Origin of the sequence: Pseudolabrys sp. (assembly GCF_050250095.1) — a bacterium.
In the GTDB taxonomy this organism is placed as follows: domain Bacteria; phylum Pseudomonadota; class Alphaproteobacteria; order Rhizobiales; family Xanthobacteraceae; genus Pseudolabrys.
Genome location: NZ_JBFWPH010000001.1, coordinates 40,443 through 56,654, shown reverse-complemented (window position 1 = coordinate 56,654; position 16,212 = coordinate 40,443). Strand labels below are relative to the sequence as shown.

Annotated in this window: 15 protein-coding genes; 4 read left to right on the top strand and 11 right to left on the bottom strand. The window is 57.8% G+C overall.

The window, feature by feature from the left end:
* Positions 1 to 125: 125 nt before the first annotated feature.
* Genes AB7F10_RS00275 through AB7F10_RS00265 form a run of 3 tightly spaced genes read right to left on the bottom strand, consistent with a single transcriptional unit; the run spans position 126 to position 3,256 of the window.
* Positions 126 to 1,631, bottom strand: coding sequence for a tripartite tricarboxylate transporter permease (locus AB7F10_RS00275; RefSeq protein WP_428558329.1), 1,506 nt, complete (start codon positions 1,629 to 1,631; stop codon positions 126 to 128).
* Positions 1,632 to 1,685: 54 nt separating this feature from the next.
* The gene (locus AB7F10_RS00270) at positions 1,686 to 2,192 is read right to left on the bottom strand and encodes a tripartite tricarboxylate transporter TctB family protein (protein WP_428558330.1); all 507 of its coding nucleotides are present in this window, start codon (positions 2,190 to 2,192) and stop codon (positions 1,686 to 1,688) included.
* Between the two features lie 47 nt (positions 2,193 to 2,239).
* On the bottom strand, positions 2,240 to 3,256 hold the full coding sequence (locus tag AB7F10_RS00265; RefSeq protein WP_428558331.1) for a Bug family tripartite tricarboxylate transporter substrate binding protein: 1,017 nt from the start codon (positions 3,254 to 3,256) through the stop codon (positions 2,240 to 2,242).
* 187 nt (positions 3,257 to 3,443) lie between these two features.
* On the opposite strand from AB7F10_RS00265, the gene AB7F10_RS00260 reads away from it, so the two are divergent.
* Entirely contained in the window at positions 3,444 to 3,677 is a 234-nt protein-coding gene (locus AB7F10_RS00260; protein WP_428558332.1) for a hypothetical protein, read from the top strand.
* On the opposite strand, the gene AB7F10_RS00255 is transcribed toward AB7F10_RS00260, so the two are convergent.
* The 3 genes from AB7F10_RS00255 to AB7F10_RS00245 all read right to left on the bottom strand — a co-directional run bounded on the left by AB7F10_RS00255 (position 3,649) and on the right by AB7F10_RS00245 (position 7,201).
* A complete protein-coding gene (locus AB7F10_RS00255; protein ID WP_428558421.1) occupies positions 3,649 to 4,788 on the bottom strand; it encodes a DegT/DnrJ/EryC1/StrS family aminotransferase in 1,140 nt (379 codons plus the stop codon). The two genes, AB7F10_RS00260 and AB7F10_RS00255, sit on opposite strands and share 29 nt — an antisense overlap.
* 181 nt (positions 4,789 to 4,969) lie before the next feature.
* Entirely contained in the window at positions 4,970 to 6,388 is a 1,419-nt protein-coding gene (locus AB7F10_RS00250) for a mannose-1-phosphate guanylyltransferase/mannose-6-phosphate isomerase (protein WP_428558333.1), read from the bottom strand.
* Between the two features lie 63 nt (positions 6,389 to 6,451).
* Positions 6,452 to 7,201, bottom strand: coding sequence for a transaldolase (locus AB7F10_RS00245; RefSeq protein ID WP_428558334.1), 750 nt, complete (start codon positions 7,199 to 7,201; stop codon positions 6,452 to 6,454).
* A 262-nt stretch (positions 7,202 to 7,463) separates the two neighbouring features.
* On the opposite strand from AB7F10_RS00245, the gene AB7F10_RS00240 reads away from it, so the two are divergent.
* From AB7F10_RS00240 to AB7F10_RS00230, 3 genes are all read left to right on the top strand, one after another.
* Positions 7,464 to 8,051: a D-sedoheptulose 7-phosphate isomerase gene (locus AB7F10_RS00240; protein ID WP_428558335.1), complete on the top strand. Its 588-nt coding sequence runs from the start codon at positions 7,464 to 7,466 to the stop codon at positions 8,049 to 8,051.
* 59 nt (positions 8,052 to 8,110) lie between these two features.
* On the top strand, positions 8,111 to 9,328 hold the full coding sequence (locus AB7F10_RS00235; RefSeq protein WP_428558336.1) for a sugar transferase: 1,218 nt from the start codon (positions 8,111 to 8,113) through the stop codon (positions 9,326 to 9,328).
* A gap of 58 nt (positions 9,329 to 9,386) precedes the next feature.
* Positions 9,387 to 10,528 (top strand): IS3 family transposase gene (locus tag AB7F10_RS00230; RefSeq protein ID WP_428558337.1). Its coding sequence is split into 2 segments (ribosomal slippage): positions 9,387 to 9,651 and positions 9,651 to 10,528, totalling 1,143 coding nucleotides; the frame shifts between segments, so codons are not numbered across the junction.
* A 143-nt stretch (positions 10,529 to 10,671) separates the two neighbouring features.
* Here the strand turns inward: AB7F10_RS00230 and AB7F10_RS00225 are convergent.
* From AB7F10_RS00225 to AB7F10_RS00205, 5 genes are read right to left on the bottom strand one after another with little or no spacing between them, the layout of a single operon-like run.
* The gene (locus AB7F10_RS00225; RefSeq protein ID WP_428558338.1) at positions 10,672 to 11,883 is read right to left on the bottom strand and encodes a glycosyltransferase family 4 protein; all 1,212 of its coding nucleotides are present in this window, start codon (positions 11,881 to 11,883) and stop codon (positions 10,672 to 10,674) included.
* A gap of 43 nt (positions 11,884 to 11,926) precedes the next feature.
* Positions 11,927 to 13,009 (bottom strand): non-hydrolyzing UDP-N-acetylglucosamine 2-epimerase, encoded by a 1,083-nt coding sequence (gene wecB, locus AB7F10_RS00220; RefSeq protein WP_428558339.1) that lies wholly within the window; start codon positions 13,007 to 13,009, stop codon positions 11,927 to 11,929.
* A 43-nt stretch (positions 13,010 to 13,052) separates the two neighbouring features.
* Entirely contained in the window at positions 13,053 to 14,294 is a 1,242-nt protein-coding gene (locus AB7F10_RS00215; RefSeq protein WP_428558340.1) for a methyltransferase domain-containing protein, read from the bottom strand.
* A complete protein-coding gene (locus AB7F10_RS00210) occupies positions 14,294 to 15,331 on the bottom strand; it encodes a polysaccharide biosynthesis protein (protein WP_428558341.1) in 1,038 nt (345 codons plus the stop codon). Before AB7F10_RS00210 ends, AB7F10_RS00215 begins: the two co-directional genes overlap by 1 nt.
* Positions 15,332 to 15,333: 2 nt before the next feature.
* Entirely contained in the window at positions 15,334 to 16,206 is an 873-nt protein-coding gene (locus AB7F10_RS00205) for a dTDP-4-dehydrorhamnose reductase family protein (RefSeq protein ID WP_428587069.1), read from the bottom strand.
* Between the last annotated feature and the right edge of the window lie 6 nt (positions 16,207 to 16,212).

Sequence of the window (16,212 nt, the reverse complement as noted above, 5' to 3'; positions counted from 1 at the left end):
CTGCAATAGCCCCTGTTTACAAGGCTTTTGGAGTGCCCGGTTGGTCGCCGGACCACCCCATGACCGCCAGGACCGCTCGGGGTGGGCCCGCGGACCGGCCCGCCCTCCGTCTCCAGGCCGCGCGATCACGCCGTCTTGGGCGCTCCGCGCAGCCGGGTCCAGCCGCCCTGGATGATCGGCCAGAACAGGGCGATGAAGCCGAGCGCCATGATGGTGCTCACCAGGCCGTTCTCGAAAAAGACACTCAGGCCGCCCTGCGAGGCGAGCAGCGCCTGACGGAAGGATTCCTCCGCCTTGTCGCCGAGCACGATGGCGAGAACCATCGGAGCCAGCGGGTAGTCGGTCTTCTTCAGGAAGTAGCCGGCAATGCCGAACACCAGCATCATGACGATGTCGAAGGTGTTGTTGTGCACCGTGTAGGCGCCGATCGCGCAGAACACCAGGATGATCGGAGCGATGACGCTGAACGGGATGCGCAGGATCGCGGCGAACAGCGGCACGCAGGTCAGCACCACGATGAGGCCGACGATGTTGCCCATGTACATCGAAGCGATCAGACCCCAGACGAAGTCCTTCTGCTCGGTGAACAGCAGCGGGCCGGGTTGCAGGCCCCAGATCAACAGGCCGCCAAGCAGCACGGCCGCGGTCGGGGAGCCCGGCACGCCGAGCGAGATCATCGGCAGCAGCGCCGAAGTGCCCGCCGCATGCGCGGCCGTCTCCGGCGCAACGACGCCTTCGATCTGGCCGGTGCCGAACTTCGAGCCGTTCCTCGAAATGCGCTTGGCGATGCCGTAGCTCATGAACGAGGCCGGCGTCGCACCGGCCGGCGAGATGCCCATCCAGCAGCCGATGATGCAGGAGCGCAGCGACACCATCCAGTAGCGAGGCAATTCCATCCAGGTTTGCAGCACGACCTTCGGATTGATGCCGGCGGCCTTGCCGCGGAACGCGAGCCCCTCCTCCATCGTCAACAGGATTTCGCCGATGCCGAACAGACCGATGACGGCGATGAGGAAGTCGAAGCCGGCCAGCATCTCCGGGAAGCCGAATGTCAGGCGCAACTGGCCCGTCACCTGATCGAGACCGACCGCGCCGAGCGCGAAGCCAAGCATCATCGAGGCGACGGTCTTGAACGGCGGTTCCTTGGAGAGACCGACGAAACTACAGAAGGCCAGGAAATAGACCGAGAAGATCTCAGCCGGCCCGAATCTGAGCGCGAAGCTCGCGACCAGCGGTGCGACCAGCGTGATCATGATGACGGCGAACAGCGCGCCGACGAAGGACGACGTAAAAGCCGCCGTCAGCGCCTCACCGGCCCGGCCCTGCTGCGCCATTGGATAGCCGTCGAAGGTGGTCGCCACCGACCACGGCTCGCCGGGAATATTGAACAGGATCGAGGTGATGGCGCCGCCGAACAACGCGCCCCAGTAGATGCAGGACAGCATGATGATCGCCGAGGTCGGCGACATCGAGAACGTCAGCGGCAGCAGGATCGCCACGCCGTTGGCGCCGCCGAGACCCGGCAGCACGCCGACGATGACGCCGAGCACAATTCCGATCACCATCAGCAGGAGGTTGAACGGCTGGATCACGACCGCAAAGCCGTGGAACAGATTGAAGATGTCTTCCATCGAATGCCCCGAGTACCGACGGCTGCGCGCCGCCGGAAACGGCCCCCTCTAGGATCAATAACCGAGCATGGATTCGAGCGGGCCCTTGGGCAGCGGCACCAGGAACCAGATCTCGAACATCAGGAACGTGATCACCGGCATGGCGATCGCGACCGCAGCGGCAACGAGCACCGGATAGCGGCCGAGCCAGATCATGAAGCCGGCAATCAGGATCGCCGAGCAGACGTAAATCCCGACATAGGGAATAGCGAACACATAGATCGCCGTCGGAATGACCACCGACATGACCTGCCGGAGCTGGCCCCATTCGGCGAACAGCGCGCCGTCGTCCTCGGAGCGCAGGGTGTTCACCAGGTTCACCGCCGACGAGATCATCACGATCAGTCCGCAATAGAACGGGAAGAACCCGGCGCGCGGACCTTCGGCACCCCAGCCGATGCCCACCTGCATGCTGCCGACGATCGCGATCAGTCCGAGCAACGCAACGGCACCGATCACTCCGATCTCGACACTCCGGTGGGACGGCCCCGCCCCACCGGTCGATTTGGCACTTTGGTTCATGATGTCACCTGTCCCGTTCGCGACGGGACCGTTGCTTGAGTGGCGACTTAGTTGGTCTTCGCGAGGAAGCCGGCTTCCTTCATCAGACCTTCATGCGTCTTCTCGGCCTTCGCCACCCAGTCGGCGAATTCCTTGCCCGTCATGAAGCTCTGGTTGAAAGCGCCGTCGTCCATCAGCTTCTTCCACTCCGGCGTCTCGCGAACCTTCTTGAAGAGGTCGACATAGTAGGCGACCGCCTCGTTGGAGACGCCCGGCGGCATGAAGAACCCGCGAAGCATCAGATATTCGACGTCGAGACCGGCGGACTTGCAGGTCGGAACGTCGGCCCAGGACTTGCCATCGGCGATCGGGGCCTTATAGGCCGCCGGCTTGCCGTCGAAGATGCAGAGCGGACGCAGCTTGCCGGCCCGCCAGTGCGCCACCGCTTCGATCGGGTTGTTGACCGACGAGTCGATGTGGTTGCCGACGAGCTGCACGGCGACCGCGCCACCGCCTTTGTAGGGGATGTAGGTGAGCTTCTTGCCGACCGCCTTCTGCAGCGCGACCGTGATGATCTGGTCTTCCTGCTTGGAGCCGGTGCCACCCATCTTGAACTGGTTGTCGCTGCCGGCCTTGATCGCCTTGATGTAATCGCCGGCGGTCTTGTAGGGTTTCTCGGCGTTCACCCAGAGGATGAATTCGTCGAGCGCGAGCATCGCAACCGGGGTCAAATCTTTCCAGTTGAAGGGAATGCCGGTGGCGAGCGGCGTGGTGAAGAGATTGGACAGGGTGATGATCAGCTTGTGATCGTTGCCCTTGGAATTCTTGACGTCGAGGAAGCCCTCACCGCCGGCGCCGCCGGACTTGTTGATGACCACCACCGACTGCTTGGACAGATTGTGCTTGGCGATGATGCCCTGAACCGTGCGCGCCATCTGGTCGGCGCCGCCGCCTGTACCCGCCGGAACGATGATTTCGATCGGCTTCGAAGGCTCCCACGCCTGCGCCGGCGCAGTCGCCAACGCAAAACTGCCGGCAAAGCCGACAGCGAGACCACAGAGCATCTGCTTGCTGTATCGGATCATTGACGTCCTCCCTGACTTTCGTTTCCTCATCGCCGGTTGTTCATTGCCGGTCTATTCTTGGTATTCTGTATACCAGCGCGTCCTAGAACCATTTGCAAGAAAAATCGGCCCGCGCACCTTACCTCATTCACCGTCACGTCCTTCAGGAAGTTTATTTTCACGCTCTGAAGCGCAACACGCGTGCGCAATGAAAACGCACGACGATGACGCGGTGCGCATTTCATTCCGATCAGAATTGCGTGGCTTTTCAGAACGCATGCTTGCAACGCAGCAAGACATTGCCGCGCCGTGCGCGCGCGATCATAAATTTCGAAATTTGAATCGCGGCGCGCAACTTGTATCGGAGTCGCAAGGCGAACTTGCGCGTTGGAGTCGAGATTTCGAAATTTTTGCTAACGTAGTGCTAATTGCACTGCGTTGACGACACGATCCTGCGCATCCGCTTCGAGATAGGGATGCATCGGCAGGCTGATGACCTCATGCGCGATGACATCCGAAACCGGAAGGCCATTACCCGCGACCGGGAAATTCCGATAGGCCGTCTGCTGATGTAGCGGCTTCGGATAATAGATCGCCGTCGGAACGCCTTGGGCGCGCAGCGCCGCGGCCAAAGCATCCCGCTTCGCCGCCGGCACCTTGATGGTGTACTGCGCCCAGGCCGACGTGCAGCCCTGCGCCGTCGACGGAACGGCGGCGGCATCCTTCAGTGCATCGCTGTAACGGCGCGCGATCATCTCGCGCTTCTCCAGCTCGTCCGGGAAGATCTTGAGCTTTTCGATCAGCACCGCGGCCTGGATCGTATCGATGCGGCCGTTGGTGCCGATCAGAACGTTGTCGTATTTATCGGTGCCCTGCCCGTGGACGCGCAGCGAACGGATCACCGCCGCAAGATCCGCGTCGTCGGTGAAGATCGCGCCGCCGTCGCCATAGCAGCCGAGCGGCTTCGCCGGGAAAAAGCTGGTCGTCGTCGCAAGGCCGATCGTGCCGACCTTGCGGTCGTGATAGCGCGCGCCGAACGACTGCGCCGCGTCGGTCAGCAGCCACAGCCCATGCGCGTTGCACCACGGCTCGATGTCCTGGTATTCGGCCGGGTGTCCGAACAGATCGACCGGAATGACGCCGACCGGCTTGAGGCCGAGTTTCTTTGCGGTGGCGAGGCCGGATTCAAGACCCGCCGCATCGAGGTTGAATGTGTCGCCATGCACGTCGACGAAAATCGGCGTGGCGCCGACGAGCGCGACGACCTCCGCGGTCGCCGCGAAGGTAAAGCTCGGACACAGAACCGCATCGCCGGCCTTCACGCCTTTCGCGCGCAATACAAGCTCGAGCGCGATGGTGCCGTTACCGCAGGAGATGACGTGCCCGGCGCCGCAGAACTCCGACAGCGCCTTTTCGAGCGCGATCACTTCCGGTCCCATGATGTACTGACCGTGCGCCAGCACCCGCGCGATCGCTTCTTCGACCTGAGGCGCGATGCGCCGCTGTTGCGCGGCAAGATCGATGAAAGGAAGAGGCGCGGCAGGCTTGGTCATGTCATTCATGGATGATCGCTTGTGAAATCGGCTCGGCAGCCGACGTTGTGCAATGCGAAATTCTTGCCCGATGCGATAGCCCAAGGCCCCGAACGCAGCAAGGCGCATCTCACCGAAACGGTGAATTGCAACAATCTGTAACGAAGAGTGAGGGTGTGCCAGCCGCGCCGGCAAAACGGCGTCAGGTGATGCGCCGGTAAACGTCTTCCAGACGTTCGATATCGTCCTCGCCGAGATAGCTGCCGGTTTGCACCTCGATCAGCTCCAGCGGGATTTTTCCGCGATTGGCGAGACGATGGACGCTGCCGATCGGGATATAGACCGACTCGTTTTCATGCACGGCGGCGACCGTCTCGCCGAGCGTCACCTCAGCGGTACCGCGCACGACGACCCAGTGCTCGGCGCGATGGCAGTGTTTCTGCAATGACAGCACGCCGCCAGAACGCACGACGATGCGCTTGACCTGAAAACGGTCGCCGGCGTCGATCGACTCGAAATAGCCCCACGGCCTGTGCACGCGGCGATGCGCGCTCACCTCGGTGCGTCCGGCAGCCTTGAGCTTGCCGACCAGTTCGCGCACGTCCTGCGCCCGGTCGCGCGGAATGACCATCACCGCATCGCGCGTCGAGACGATCACCAGATCCTTGACGCCGACAGCGGCGGTCAGCATGTCCTCGGAATGAACGACACAGTTCGACGCGCCTTCAACAACTACGTTGCCGTGAACCGCGTTGCCGTCGCCGTCGCGCGCGGAGATGTCGAGCAAGGCATCCCAGCTTCCGATATCCGACCAGCGGAACGCGCCGACCACGACGGCGGCGCGGCTCGTCTTCTCCATCACGGCGTAATCGATCGACTTCTGCGGCGAGCGCGCGAAAGCCTCCCGATCGAGACGCAGAAAGGACAGGTCGGTCGCCGCGCTGTCGACCGACTCGGCGGCCGCGCTGGCGATGTCGGGCTCGAAGGCTTCAAGTTCGCCGATCATCACATCGGCCCGATACAGGAAATTGCCCGAATTCCAGAGATAGCCGTCCTGCACGTAGCGGGCGGCCGTCGCGGCGTCCGGCTTCTCGACGAAGCGCTTGACCGCGAAGACGCCGTTCTCGCCGATCGGCTCACCGCGCAGAATATAGCCGTAGCTTGTCTTCGGTTCGGTCGGCTTGATGCCGAAGGTGACGATGCGGCCCGATGCGGCTGCTTCGCGTCCCGCCACGCAGGCGGCGCGGAACGGCGCGACATCGAGCACGACGTGATCCGCGGCGAGCACCAGAACGATCGCCTCCGGGTCGCGCCGATGCACCACCATCGTGGCGGCGGCAACCGCGGCGGCGGAATCCCGGCGCATCGGCTCGACCACGACGGTTGCTTCGATGCCGACATCCTCGGCCTGGCGCTGTGCGAAGAAATGAAAGTCCGGCCCGGTAATGACGACCGGCGGTGCAAACAGCTCCGGGTCGGCGACGCGCAGCAGCGTTTCCTGATAGGTCGAGCGGTCTCCCGCGAACGGCAGGAATTGTTTCGGCAGCGCGTCGCGCGACACCGGCCAGAGCCGCGTGCCGGTGCCGCCTGTGAGAATGACCGGAACGATTGTCGACGCCACGTTCACCGACCGGAAAAAGCCACGCGAGAAAACATCCGCCCCATCCCCCTTGCGCCCAGTCCTCTACTGCGCCGCGTCGGTCAGCTTGGTGCGCAGGGTCAGGCCCGCCGCCTCGGCGTCGGCGCAGAACGCCTTCACGGCATCGAGTGAAATCTCGGCGCCGGTCCTGGTGCCGATCGCGGCGAGCTTCTTCAGGATATCCGCCGGCGCGGTGATGATGTGGCAGCCGATCTCGTCCGCCTCGATCACGTTGAAGACCTCGCGGGTCGAGGCCCAGATAATCTCGACGTTTTTCGTGCGCCGCGCCCGCGCAACCGCGTCGCGCATGATCGGCCGGTAGTCGATGCCGAAATCGGCCAGCCGCCCGGCGAACACCGACACGCAGGCCGGCGCGCCGCCGTCGAGCGCATCGATCGCCTTGACGATCTGATCCTCGGCGAAAATCGCCGTCATGTTGATCTTGACGCCGTCGCGCGACAGCGCGCGGACCATCTCGTAAAGCCCTTCGCCTTTCGTGTTGGTGACGGGCAGCTTGACGTAGACGTTGCGGCCCCACGAAGCGATCACCTGCGCCTGCGCATGCATCTCGTCGAGTTCGTCGGAGAACACCTCGAAGGAAATCGGCTTGTCCGGCACCGCCGCGACCACGTCGCGCGCGTAAGCTTCATAGTCCGAGACGCCGGCCTTCTTCAGCAGCGACGGATTGGTGGTGAACCCCGCGATCCACGGCTGCTTGGCCATCTCGACGATCTGCGCCTTGTCGGCACCGTCGGTGAACAGCTTCACTTTGAGATCTGCGAGACGGGTCGGCATCATAGGCTCCACTGAAGGCAAGATGGCTGAGGGCAACGGCCATGCATGGCGGCTGACGCGCCATGATCGCTCCGGGGGCCGCCGGCACCGGGCCGGGCTTCCGGCGCAGGCAATATCGCGGTTCGCCCCCAAAAGCTCAAGGGATGCGGAAAATCGCACGGCATCAAGGTTTATATGCGGCGACGCGCGGGGCGAAGCGTCTCCCGCCTTGCGCGCGATCCAGCCACTGGGTACCTGTTGGCGCTCGTTACCGGAGGCCGATTTGGACCAGGCAGGCGAAGCTGCGATACGCGACCACCTCGTGCGGTCGCAGGAGGCGTTCGCCCGCGCGGTGAACAGCCCCGCATTTGCCGCGTCGATCCTCGCGGCCGCAAAGGCGATCCGGCATTCGCTTGCCGCCGGCGGCAAGCTGCTGATCGCCGGCAATGGCGGCAGCGCCGCCGATGCCCAGCACATCGCGGCCGAGCTGGTCGGCCGCTACAAGCGCGAGCGCGCCGGCATGCCGGCCATCGCGCTGACGACAGACACCTCGGCCTTGACCGCGATCGGCAACGATTACGGTTTCGAGGCGATTTTTGCCCGGCAGGTGCAGGCGCTGGGCCGGCCCGGCGACGTGCTGATGGCGATTTCGACCTCAGGCCGCTCGCCAAACATCCTGCGTGCGCTGGAAGCCGCGCGCGACCGCAAACTGACGAGGATCGGATTGACCGGCGAGATCGGCGGGGACATGACGCGCCATTGCGACGTGACGATTGCCGCGCCCTCGGCGGAAACCGCGCTGATCCAGCAACTCCACATCGCGGCCGGACACGCGATCTGTAGCTATCTCGAAGAACGCCATCAGCAATAGAGGCGCCTTTCGACGTGGAAGGGCTGAGCTCCGAACAATTGAAGGAAGGTTGTCAGGCCATGAGGATCGCCGTCACAGGCGCGACAGGTTTTGTTGGCACTAGATTGGTCCCTCTACTTTCGGCTAGCGGCGCGCAGCTACTTCTTGTCGGCAGAGACCGCTCACGGTTAATGCAGCTTTTTCCAGGCCTCCCCGCTTGCTGCTATGACCAGCTTGCGGAGGAGGCTCGAGATTTCGATCTACTAATCCATCTCGCAGTGGCGAACACGGACTCCGACCTCCCGGAGGCGGAGATTCGCGATGTTAACGTTGGATTACTACTCAAAACAGCTCAAGCTGCGAAACTGGCCGGCGTCAGTTGTTTCCTAAACGTTTCTTCCGTGCATGCTCTCGCCCCAAATAACCGCAGCGCATATGCTCGGACTAAACGCGAAGCGGCCCAACGTCTAATGGAAATTGAAGGTATGAGCGTCCGTACCCTCTACCTTCCCGTCGTGTATGGAAACGGGTGGAGCGGCAAACTCACTTTCCTCGGCCACCTGCCCTCCTGGTTGTCTCGTTTATTATTTAGAGCACTCGCTTCAGTGTATCCCACTGTGCATGTTTCGCAACTTGCAGCCTTCATATTAGATTATTGCAAAAATGAAAATCGCCCAGAAATCGTATTATCAGATGGTCAAGAGAACAATATTGTCTACCGTTTTGTTAGCAGAGCGGTCGATCTTATTTTCGCGATCTCCGTAGCGGTCTTCTTCTGGTGGGGTCTGGCATTAATCTGGGCGACAATTCGACTTCAGTCGCCTGGGCCTGGCATATTTGCTCAGGACCGGATTGGAAAAAATGGCTGCACTTTCACCTGCTACAAGTTTCGTACTATGCGGCAGGACACGCCACAAGACGTAACGAACCGAATCCCGGCTGACGCGGTAACGACCATTGGTCGTCTGCTGCGAAGAACCAAATTAGATGAGCTTCCTCAAATATGGAATATTTTTCAAAACGAGATGAGCCTCGTCGGACCCCGTCCCTGTCTACCGATTCAGGCAGAACTCATTGAAGCACGACGGCAACACGGTGTCCTCCGGCTTAAACCTGGCATCAGCGGCTTTGCCCAGATTAATGGCGTTGATATGAGCCAACCTGAAACACTAGCCCATTGGGATGCCCGCTATCTAGCGCTTCAGTCACTATCGCTTGACATGTGCATTATTGCAGCAACAGCAATTGGAAGAGGAAGCGGCGATCGGACCGAACGGAACGCGCATCACCTGTCGTGATCTGCCCCCACCGAAGTGATCCTCCCTGAAGTATGGTTTTGACGAGGAGGACGAGGCAATGGGAAGGAAGCGGCATACGGCTGAAGATATTGTAGCGAATCTTCGGCAGGTCGAGGTGTTGACGGCACAAGGTCAGCCGGTAGCGGATGCGATCCGGGCGATAGGCGTGACGGAAGTTACGTATTATCGCTGGCGCAAGGAGTACGGCGGGCTCAAGGGCGACCAGGTGAAGCGGTTGAAGGAGCTTGAGACCGAGAATGGCCGGCTCCGGCGTGCGGTGTCTGATCTGACGCTGGACAAGCTCATCCTGACCGAGGCCGCCAAGGGAAACTTTTAAGCCCCGCACGCCGCCGCGCCTGTGTGGATCGTGTCAAGGCCGCGCTCGGCATCTCGGAGCGCCGTGCTTGCCGGGCTCTGGGCCAGCATCGATCCACGCAGCGCAAGATACCGACAACGCCCGATGATGAGGTTGCTCTGACAGCCGATATCATCGCACTTGCCCGCCAGTATGGCCGCTACGGATACCGCCGGATCACGGCATTGCTGCGTGCGGCGGGTTGGGTGGCGAACAAGAAGCGGGTCGAGCGGATCTGGCGGCGTGAGGGGCTTAAGGTCCCGGCAAGACAGCCCAAACGTGGGCGTCTGTGGCTTAACGATGGATCGTGCATCCGTCTGCGGCCGCAGCGTCCTAATCATGTGTGGTCATACGACTTCGTCACGGATCGCACCCATGATGGCAAGGCGTTCCGAATGTTGTGTGTCATCGACGAGTTCACCCGCGAGAGCCTGGCGATCCGGGTGGCGAGGAAGCTCAAGTCCGCAGACGTCATCGACACCCTCGCCAATCTCTTCATCCTGCGGGGAATCCCGACACACATACGATCTGACAATGGACCGGAGTTCGTCGCTCAGGCGCTTCGGGATTGGATCGCTGCGGTCGGCACCAGGACCGCTTACATCGAGCCCGGCAGCCCATGGGAGAACGGTTATGTGGAATCGTTCAACGGCAAGCTGCGCGACGAACTGCTCAATGGCGAAATCTTCTATACCCTCAAGGAGGCCGCGATCATGATCGAAGCTTGGCGGCGTCACTACAACGCGGTGCGACCGCACTCATCGCTCGGATATAGACCACCGGCCCCAGAGACCACTGTCTGGCCAGCAAGAAAACCCATGGCCCAAATGCCATCACCAAACTAACATTCGACCCGGACCACTCAGTGGGGGCCGGTCACAATCCGGCAGCATGCTCTTTCAGCACGCGGTGATACGCTCTTCGGTGAATCTGCTCTTGCGCATGCCCGTCTCCCGAAGGAACGGACTCTGTCTAAAACCGGAGGCATTTAAGGGGAGCAGGTTGGTCGGACTGCGCCCGAAATCAGGTGCCCTACAATCTGTCTGACGGTGGACGCCGGCGAGAATAGCCGGTCAGCGAGCGCCGTGCACCGCTCCGACATCTCAGCGCGCAGGCTCACGTCATCTGCAAGGATGTTGAGAGCTGCATAAAGATCATCGAGCGCATCGCCGGCAAATGCCCGCCCGACACCTTCATTTTCAATTATGCACTGCAAATCGGTACCTGCATTTACACTTGCTAGTACTGGCAACGCGGCGCGCAGATAGCTCAAGAACTTACCGGGAATATTATGTGATTTGTGATTAGGATGTAATGCTAAAAGTCCCACGTGGCATTGAGCAAGAAGGCCCGGAATCTCTTCTGCGGGGATTTCGCCGAACATCAAGACATTGGTAAGACCGAGATCGGAAATTCGCCGCTTTAAAGCCGGGACCTCCGACCCGCGGCCTACAAAAAGAAAACCGATATCGCTTCGGTTGCAGGTACGAGCAGCTAGGTCGACCAACACATCCATGCCCTGCGCTAAACCCATATTACCAATATAACAAAAAATCGTCCGCCCGCTGAGAACAGTATTTGCGATACGGATACTGCACGGCCCCACGACGGGGGGATGCTGCCAGTTGTGGAGGACCTCAAGCCGCTTGTTCGTGCGAGAACACCAATCCGAAAGATAGACGAGATTGGATTCAGTCTGGACACCGATTACATCGGCTATTTTGTATTGAAAAAGCGCGTGCCGCTTAAAATACCAATAAGCCGGCCCCTTTCTGAGGACGCCCAAGTCGACCGCCCACTCCGGGAAAATGTCGCGAAGGATCAAGTACGCGAGCGCCCCCGACCGTCGTTTCAATTTTCGAATAAACGGACCAAAAAAGATCGTCGGCGAATACCAGACGACAATGTCCCAATCCTCCCGCGCGAACGGACTTGCGTCGATGCCTCGCGCCAGAATGTAGCTCACCTGGCGCTCATTGATTGTCCGCCGTACATGGCCAATGTCTCGCATCGGCTTCGCCCGCACTCGCAATATCTCTACCCCGTTCGCCTCCTCAAGCCTCCAAGGCTTCTCGACTTTGGTATCAGGAACGATAACAACGGGTCGATGCCCCTGCCTTTGAAACTCGTGCGCTAGATCGCGCATCTGCACTGCAGCAGAGGTGCGTGCTGGAGGGTAATCGATAGTGATAAGAGCCACCCGGAGGCTGCGAGCCGCTCCCGGAGCACCCATCACTAATCCTTTAGAAGAAGTTGGTAATTTGCGTACGCAACGCATTGATTACGACATTAGAAGGCGATCCCTCCTCCTCAAGTTCGTAGCGGGCATTCCACGGCTCACTTGTTGCAGTGACGACGGATGCAACGATATTGTCGACATCCATACCCGAAACGATTGTCGCACCGCTTTCAATTGTTTCCATACGTTCAGTCGCCATCCTGAGACTTACATTAGGGACCTTATAGAAGAGTCCCTCTTCTGCCGCAGTCCCGGAATCAGAAACCACACAAAAAGCATGACACAACAGACTGTTAAAGTCGTAGAACCCGAGAGGAGACATCACCTCCACATTTGATGGAACGGCAAGATTCCTTAATTTACTCTTCGTACGCGGGTGCATCGGAAAGATCACCTTAAAATCGAAATGCAAGGCAAGCCGCGCCATCGCATTAAGAATGTTGTTTAGATAGACAGGATTGTCGACGTTCTCGCTGCGATGCGCAGTCACAAGAAAATATTTGCGGGCTTCCAATTTCAGCCGATCGAGGATATTACTGGCACTTACTTGCGGCGCGAAGGCACGCATGGCCTCGAAAGTGGTATTACCGGTCACGATGATCTTCGAGGGATGAATGCCTTCTCGCAGAAGGTTTTCCCGATGATATTGATTGTAGGGCAATAGGATGTTGCTGATATGATCGATTAAAATGCGGTTTCGCTGCTCAGGCATACGGCGATCCCAAGCCCGCAAACCGGCTTCCATGTGGAAAATTTTAATACCGTAGTGCGCCGCAGGCAGCACCGACAGACCGCTATAGGTGTCTCCAAGCACTAGAAGAGCGTCGGGCTTCTCCTTTTTGAATAACTCGTCCGACTTTCTGATGACGTCTGCTACCTCAGCACCGTAGCCAGATGTATCGATATCAAGCTCGTAGTTAGGACGCCGCAACTGCAGATCACGGAAAAAAAAATCTCTCAGTTCGGGAGTAAAGTTCTGCCCGGTATGCACCATCACGTGATCGAAATTGAGCTCGTCTAGTTTTTTTAATGTAGCCCACATCTTGATCATCTCTGGACGCGTACCGAAGATCGACATAACTTTCATTCCCAGCCTCCATCGTACGAGACGACCAATATTAATCTTTACCTCAGATCATCCTGACTACTGGAAGTGGCACAATCATCTTTCCTCCATTATCAAAATAAACATGATTTCTCTTTCTGATTTCATCAATAAAAGCCCAAGCAAACACAACAACACACTCAGGAGCGTCAGCCTCGAATAAGCGTCGACTCGACAAGATTTCAAGGTGCGAACCTGGAGTAAAATAGCCCTGTTTTGCCGGCGCATCGTCGATCATGTAGTCGAGGTGATCGGTTGTGAGATCGCAATACTGAATAATCGTATTTGCGCGCCCCGAGGCGCCGTAACCAGCGATCCTCGTGCCCTTCTCACGCAAATCCGCAAGTAACGCTCGTAGATCTCGACGAGTCTTGGCCACATCCTGGGAGAACCGCGCGAAACACTCGGCCTTATCAAACCCCTTGGCTCGCTCTTCGGCCTCCAAACTCTTTGCGGCAGAACTGATTTGAAAAGAGTGACTACTACCGTCTTTACAAACGTAAAACCGCATCGAGCCTGCGTGAATCGGAATTGACTTCACATCAAAAATGGTCATCCCATAGCGCCGGAAATGCGCGACCGCCGACAGCATCGAATAATAATAGAGATGCTCGTGATATATCATGTCGTACTGCATGCCCTCAATAACGTTACCGAGGTAATGCACTTCAAACACAAACACCCCCTCGTCTTTTAATACTTTATGTACCGCCCTCGTCGTGCCCTGGATGTTGCTGATATGAGCATAGACATTGTTGGCCATCACGAGGTCAAGCGGACCGTGGTCGCGGATAATGCCTTCAGCAACCGACTCGGTGAAGAAGTCATTGATTACCGCTACACGAGGATCGTTGATTGCACTAATCACATTAGCCGAGGGATCAACGCCAATTACGGTCTTTACACCTTTGTCCGCAAGCGGATGCAACAAGACACCGTCATTACATCCGAACTCCAGCACCTTTGCGTTAGCAGGCGTGAGAAAACGCTCAACCATCTCCCCCGCATAGCGCTGGAAATGGTCGCGCAAGGTTCCAATTTGCGAAGAGAAATAGAAGTATTTATCGTTGAATAAAACATCAGGCGGTACATGGTCAGCTACCTGGACCGCGTAGCAGTCATGACAAAACCAGAGACGCAGAAGAAATTTGCGTTCGTTGCGGAATTGTTCTGGTTTTACAAAAGCGCCCGCAAGCGCCACCTTACCAAAGTTAACAATCTCGGAAAATCGCGTACCATCGCAGAAGGCGCAGACTCCAGCCGCCATCAATCAAGCCCTTTCTTGGACGAGGGATTATTCGTCAATTCCGCTTGTAAATAATCGAGCTTAAGCAAAAGCATTTTTAACTCATTTTGGCCGAGCCGCTCTGTATTGTGCGAAGTGTAATCCTCAAACTCCGCAATCCTCTGCGTACCCTCACTAAAATAAACCCTATAGTTGAGATCCCGGTCATCCGCGGGAATACGATAATAGCGTCCCATATCTTCGGATCTGACCATCTCTTCGCGCGAGATCAGAGATTCAAAAAGCTTCTCGCCATGACGCGTTCCTATGATTTCGATCGGCGAAGCGCTTAAAAATATATCTTTGAGCACGAGCGCTAGATCGAGAATGGTGGAAGCAGGTGCTTTCTGAACGAAGATGTCGCCCTGTCGACCGTGCGCGAAGGCATGAAGGACAAGGTCCACCGAATCGTCGAGCGACATTAAAAAACGAGTCATATTCGGATCGGTAATAGTGATAGGTTTACCCTGTTTGATCTGTGAAATAAACAACGGTATAACTGATCCCCGCGAGGCCATGACGTTGCCGTAGCGCGTCGTACAAAGAATACATTCGTCTTGTTGCATCGTGCGCGCCTGTGCGAGCAATACTTTTTCCATCAACGCTTTGGTTTGACCCATGGCATTTATCGGATAGACAGCCTTATCAGTGCTGAGAGCTACAACTCTCGACACTTTTTGCTCTATTGCACTACGCATTACGTTGTCAGCACCCAACACGTTCGTGCGAATTGCCTCCATTGGATAAAACTCGCAGGAAGGCACCTGCTTGAGCGCGGCAGCATGAAACACATAGTCGACACCCCGAAATGCCGAAAACACAGAATCGTAATTTCTTATATCCCCAATGTAAGATTTGACACGAAGATCATTGAATTCCTGACGAACCTCTTCCTGTTTCTTCTCATCTCGACTGAATACTCGGATTTCGTTCGCCTTAGTGGTGAGAAAAAATTTCAGGATTCGTCGTCCAAACGACCCCGTGCCACCCGTAATTGCGATGTTCTTATTTTCAAACATGCTCAAACACCAATTGTTTGGTGGTCTTCATACATCATCTGAATCAGCACTGGCCAGCTCGCGCTTTGATAACCCGTAAGCTGCCGGAACACATTACAATCGAGTGACCTGTTTATGACCACGCTTGGGTCATCTTCGATTGTAATCGCCTTATCATATTGATTCGCGATTAGTCGTAGAAGCTCAAGCTTAGAGATTGGATCAGACGCCAGATGGTAAATGCCTGAAAGAGTTGAACGTGGCAGGATGACGTCTCGGACGATACGAGCAATCTCGACCGTCGGCAGACCTGAGAAGATTGAACGGGAATATCCAGCACATCTCTTCTTCTGCGCGAGAAACCAAGACAGCAACCCAGTTCGGCCGACAGGATCGGGACCGAGCATCGAAGTCCTGATCGTCAAAACGCCTATTCCAGTTACCTCACCGAGGATCTTGCCAATTCCATAGATATCGTCTGCATCTGGAATGTCATTCTCAGCGTAATTTCCCCGTCGCCCTGAAAAGACACCGTCGGAGCTAAAATGCACAAGGCGGATACCCTGCTTCTGGCAAAGATGAGCAAGTCGTTTTGGCAGAAGAGCGAAAAGCGCGAGAATTTCTTCCGGCTTTGACCAATCAGAGCGTGGTGCTGCAACGCAATTCACAACCACATCGGGTAATTGTTGGTCCAGAAGTTTGTTAAGTACGCTAATGTCACGCAAGTCGCCCGAAGAGATCAAATTGGGTACAAGATAAGGTGCAACACGGCGTACTGTCTCTGGATTACGCGTGGCTCCAACCACCCAGCAACCACTAGTCAATAGAGTACGCAACATGGCGAATCCGAGCAGCCCGCTCGCGCCGAGGACGAGAACGCGCGGTCGACGCGTCACGCCGCC

What these genes read in the sequence shown, in the direction of transcription:
- AB7F10_RS00275 (WP_428558329.1), bottom strand. Translation starts at nt 1,631, where the DNA reads ATGGAAGACATCTTCAATCTGTTCCACGGCTTTGCGGTCGTGATCCAG.
- AB7F10_RS00270 (WP_428558330.1), bottom strand. Translation starts at nt 2,192, where the DNA reads ATGAACCAAAGTGCCAAATCGACCGGTGGGGCGGGGCCGTCCCACCGG.
- AB7F10_RS00265 (WP_428558331.1), bottom strand. Translation starts at nt 3,256, where the DNA reads ATGATCCGATACAGCAAGCAGATGCTCTGTGGTCTCGCTGTCGGCTTT.
- AB7F10_RS00260 (WP_428558332.1), top strand. Translation starts at nt 3,444, where the DNA reads ATGAAAACGCACGACGATGACGCGGTGCGCATTTCATTCCGATCAGAA.
- AB7F10_RS00255 (WP_428558421.1), bottom strand. Translation starts at nt 4,788, where the DNA reads ATGACCAAGCCTGCCGCGCCTCTTCCTTTCATCGATCTTGCCGCGCAA.
- AB7F10_RS00245 (WP_428558334.1), bottom strand. Translation starts at nt 7,201, where the DNA reads ATGCCGACCCGTCTCGCAGATCTCAAAGTGAAGCTGTTCACCGACGGT.
- AB7F10_RS00235 (WP_428558336.1), top strand. Translation starts at nt 8,111, where the DNA reads ATGAGGATCGCCGTCACAGGCGCGACAGGTTTTGTTGGCACTAGATTG.
- wecB (WP_428558339.1), bottom strand. Translation starts at nt 13,009, where the DNA reads ATGAAAGTTATGTCGATCTTCGGTACGCGTCCAGAGATGATCAAGATG.
- AB7F10_RS00215 (WP_428558340.1), bottom strand. Translation starts at nt 14,294, where the DNA reads ATGGCGGCTGGAGTCTGCGCCTTCTGCGATGGTACGCGATTTTCCGAG.
- AB7F10_RS00210 (WP_428558341.1), bottom strand. Translation starts at nt 15,331, where the DNA reads ATGTTTGAAAATAAGAACATCGCAATTACGGGTGGCACGGGGTCGTTT.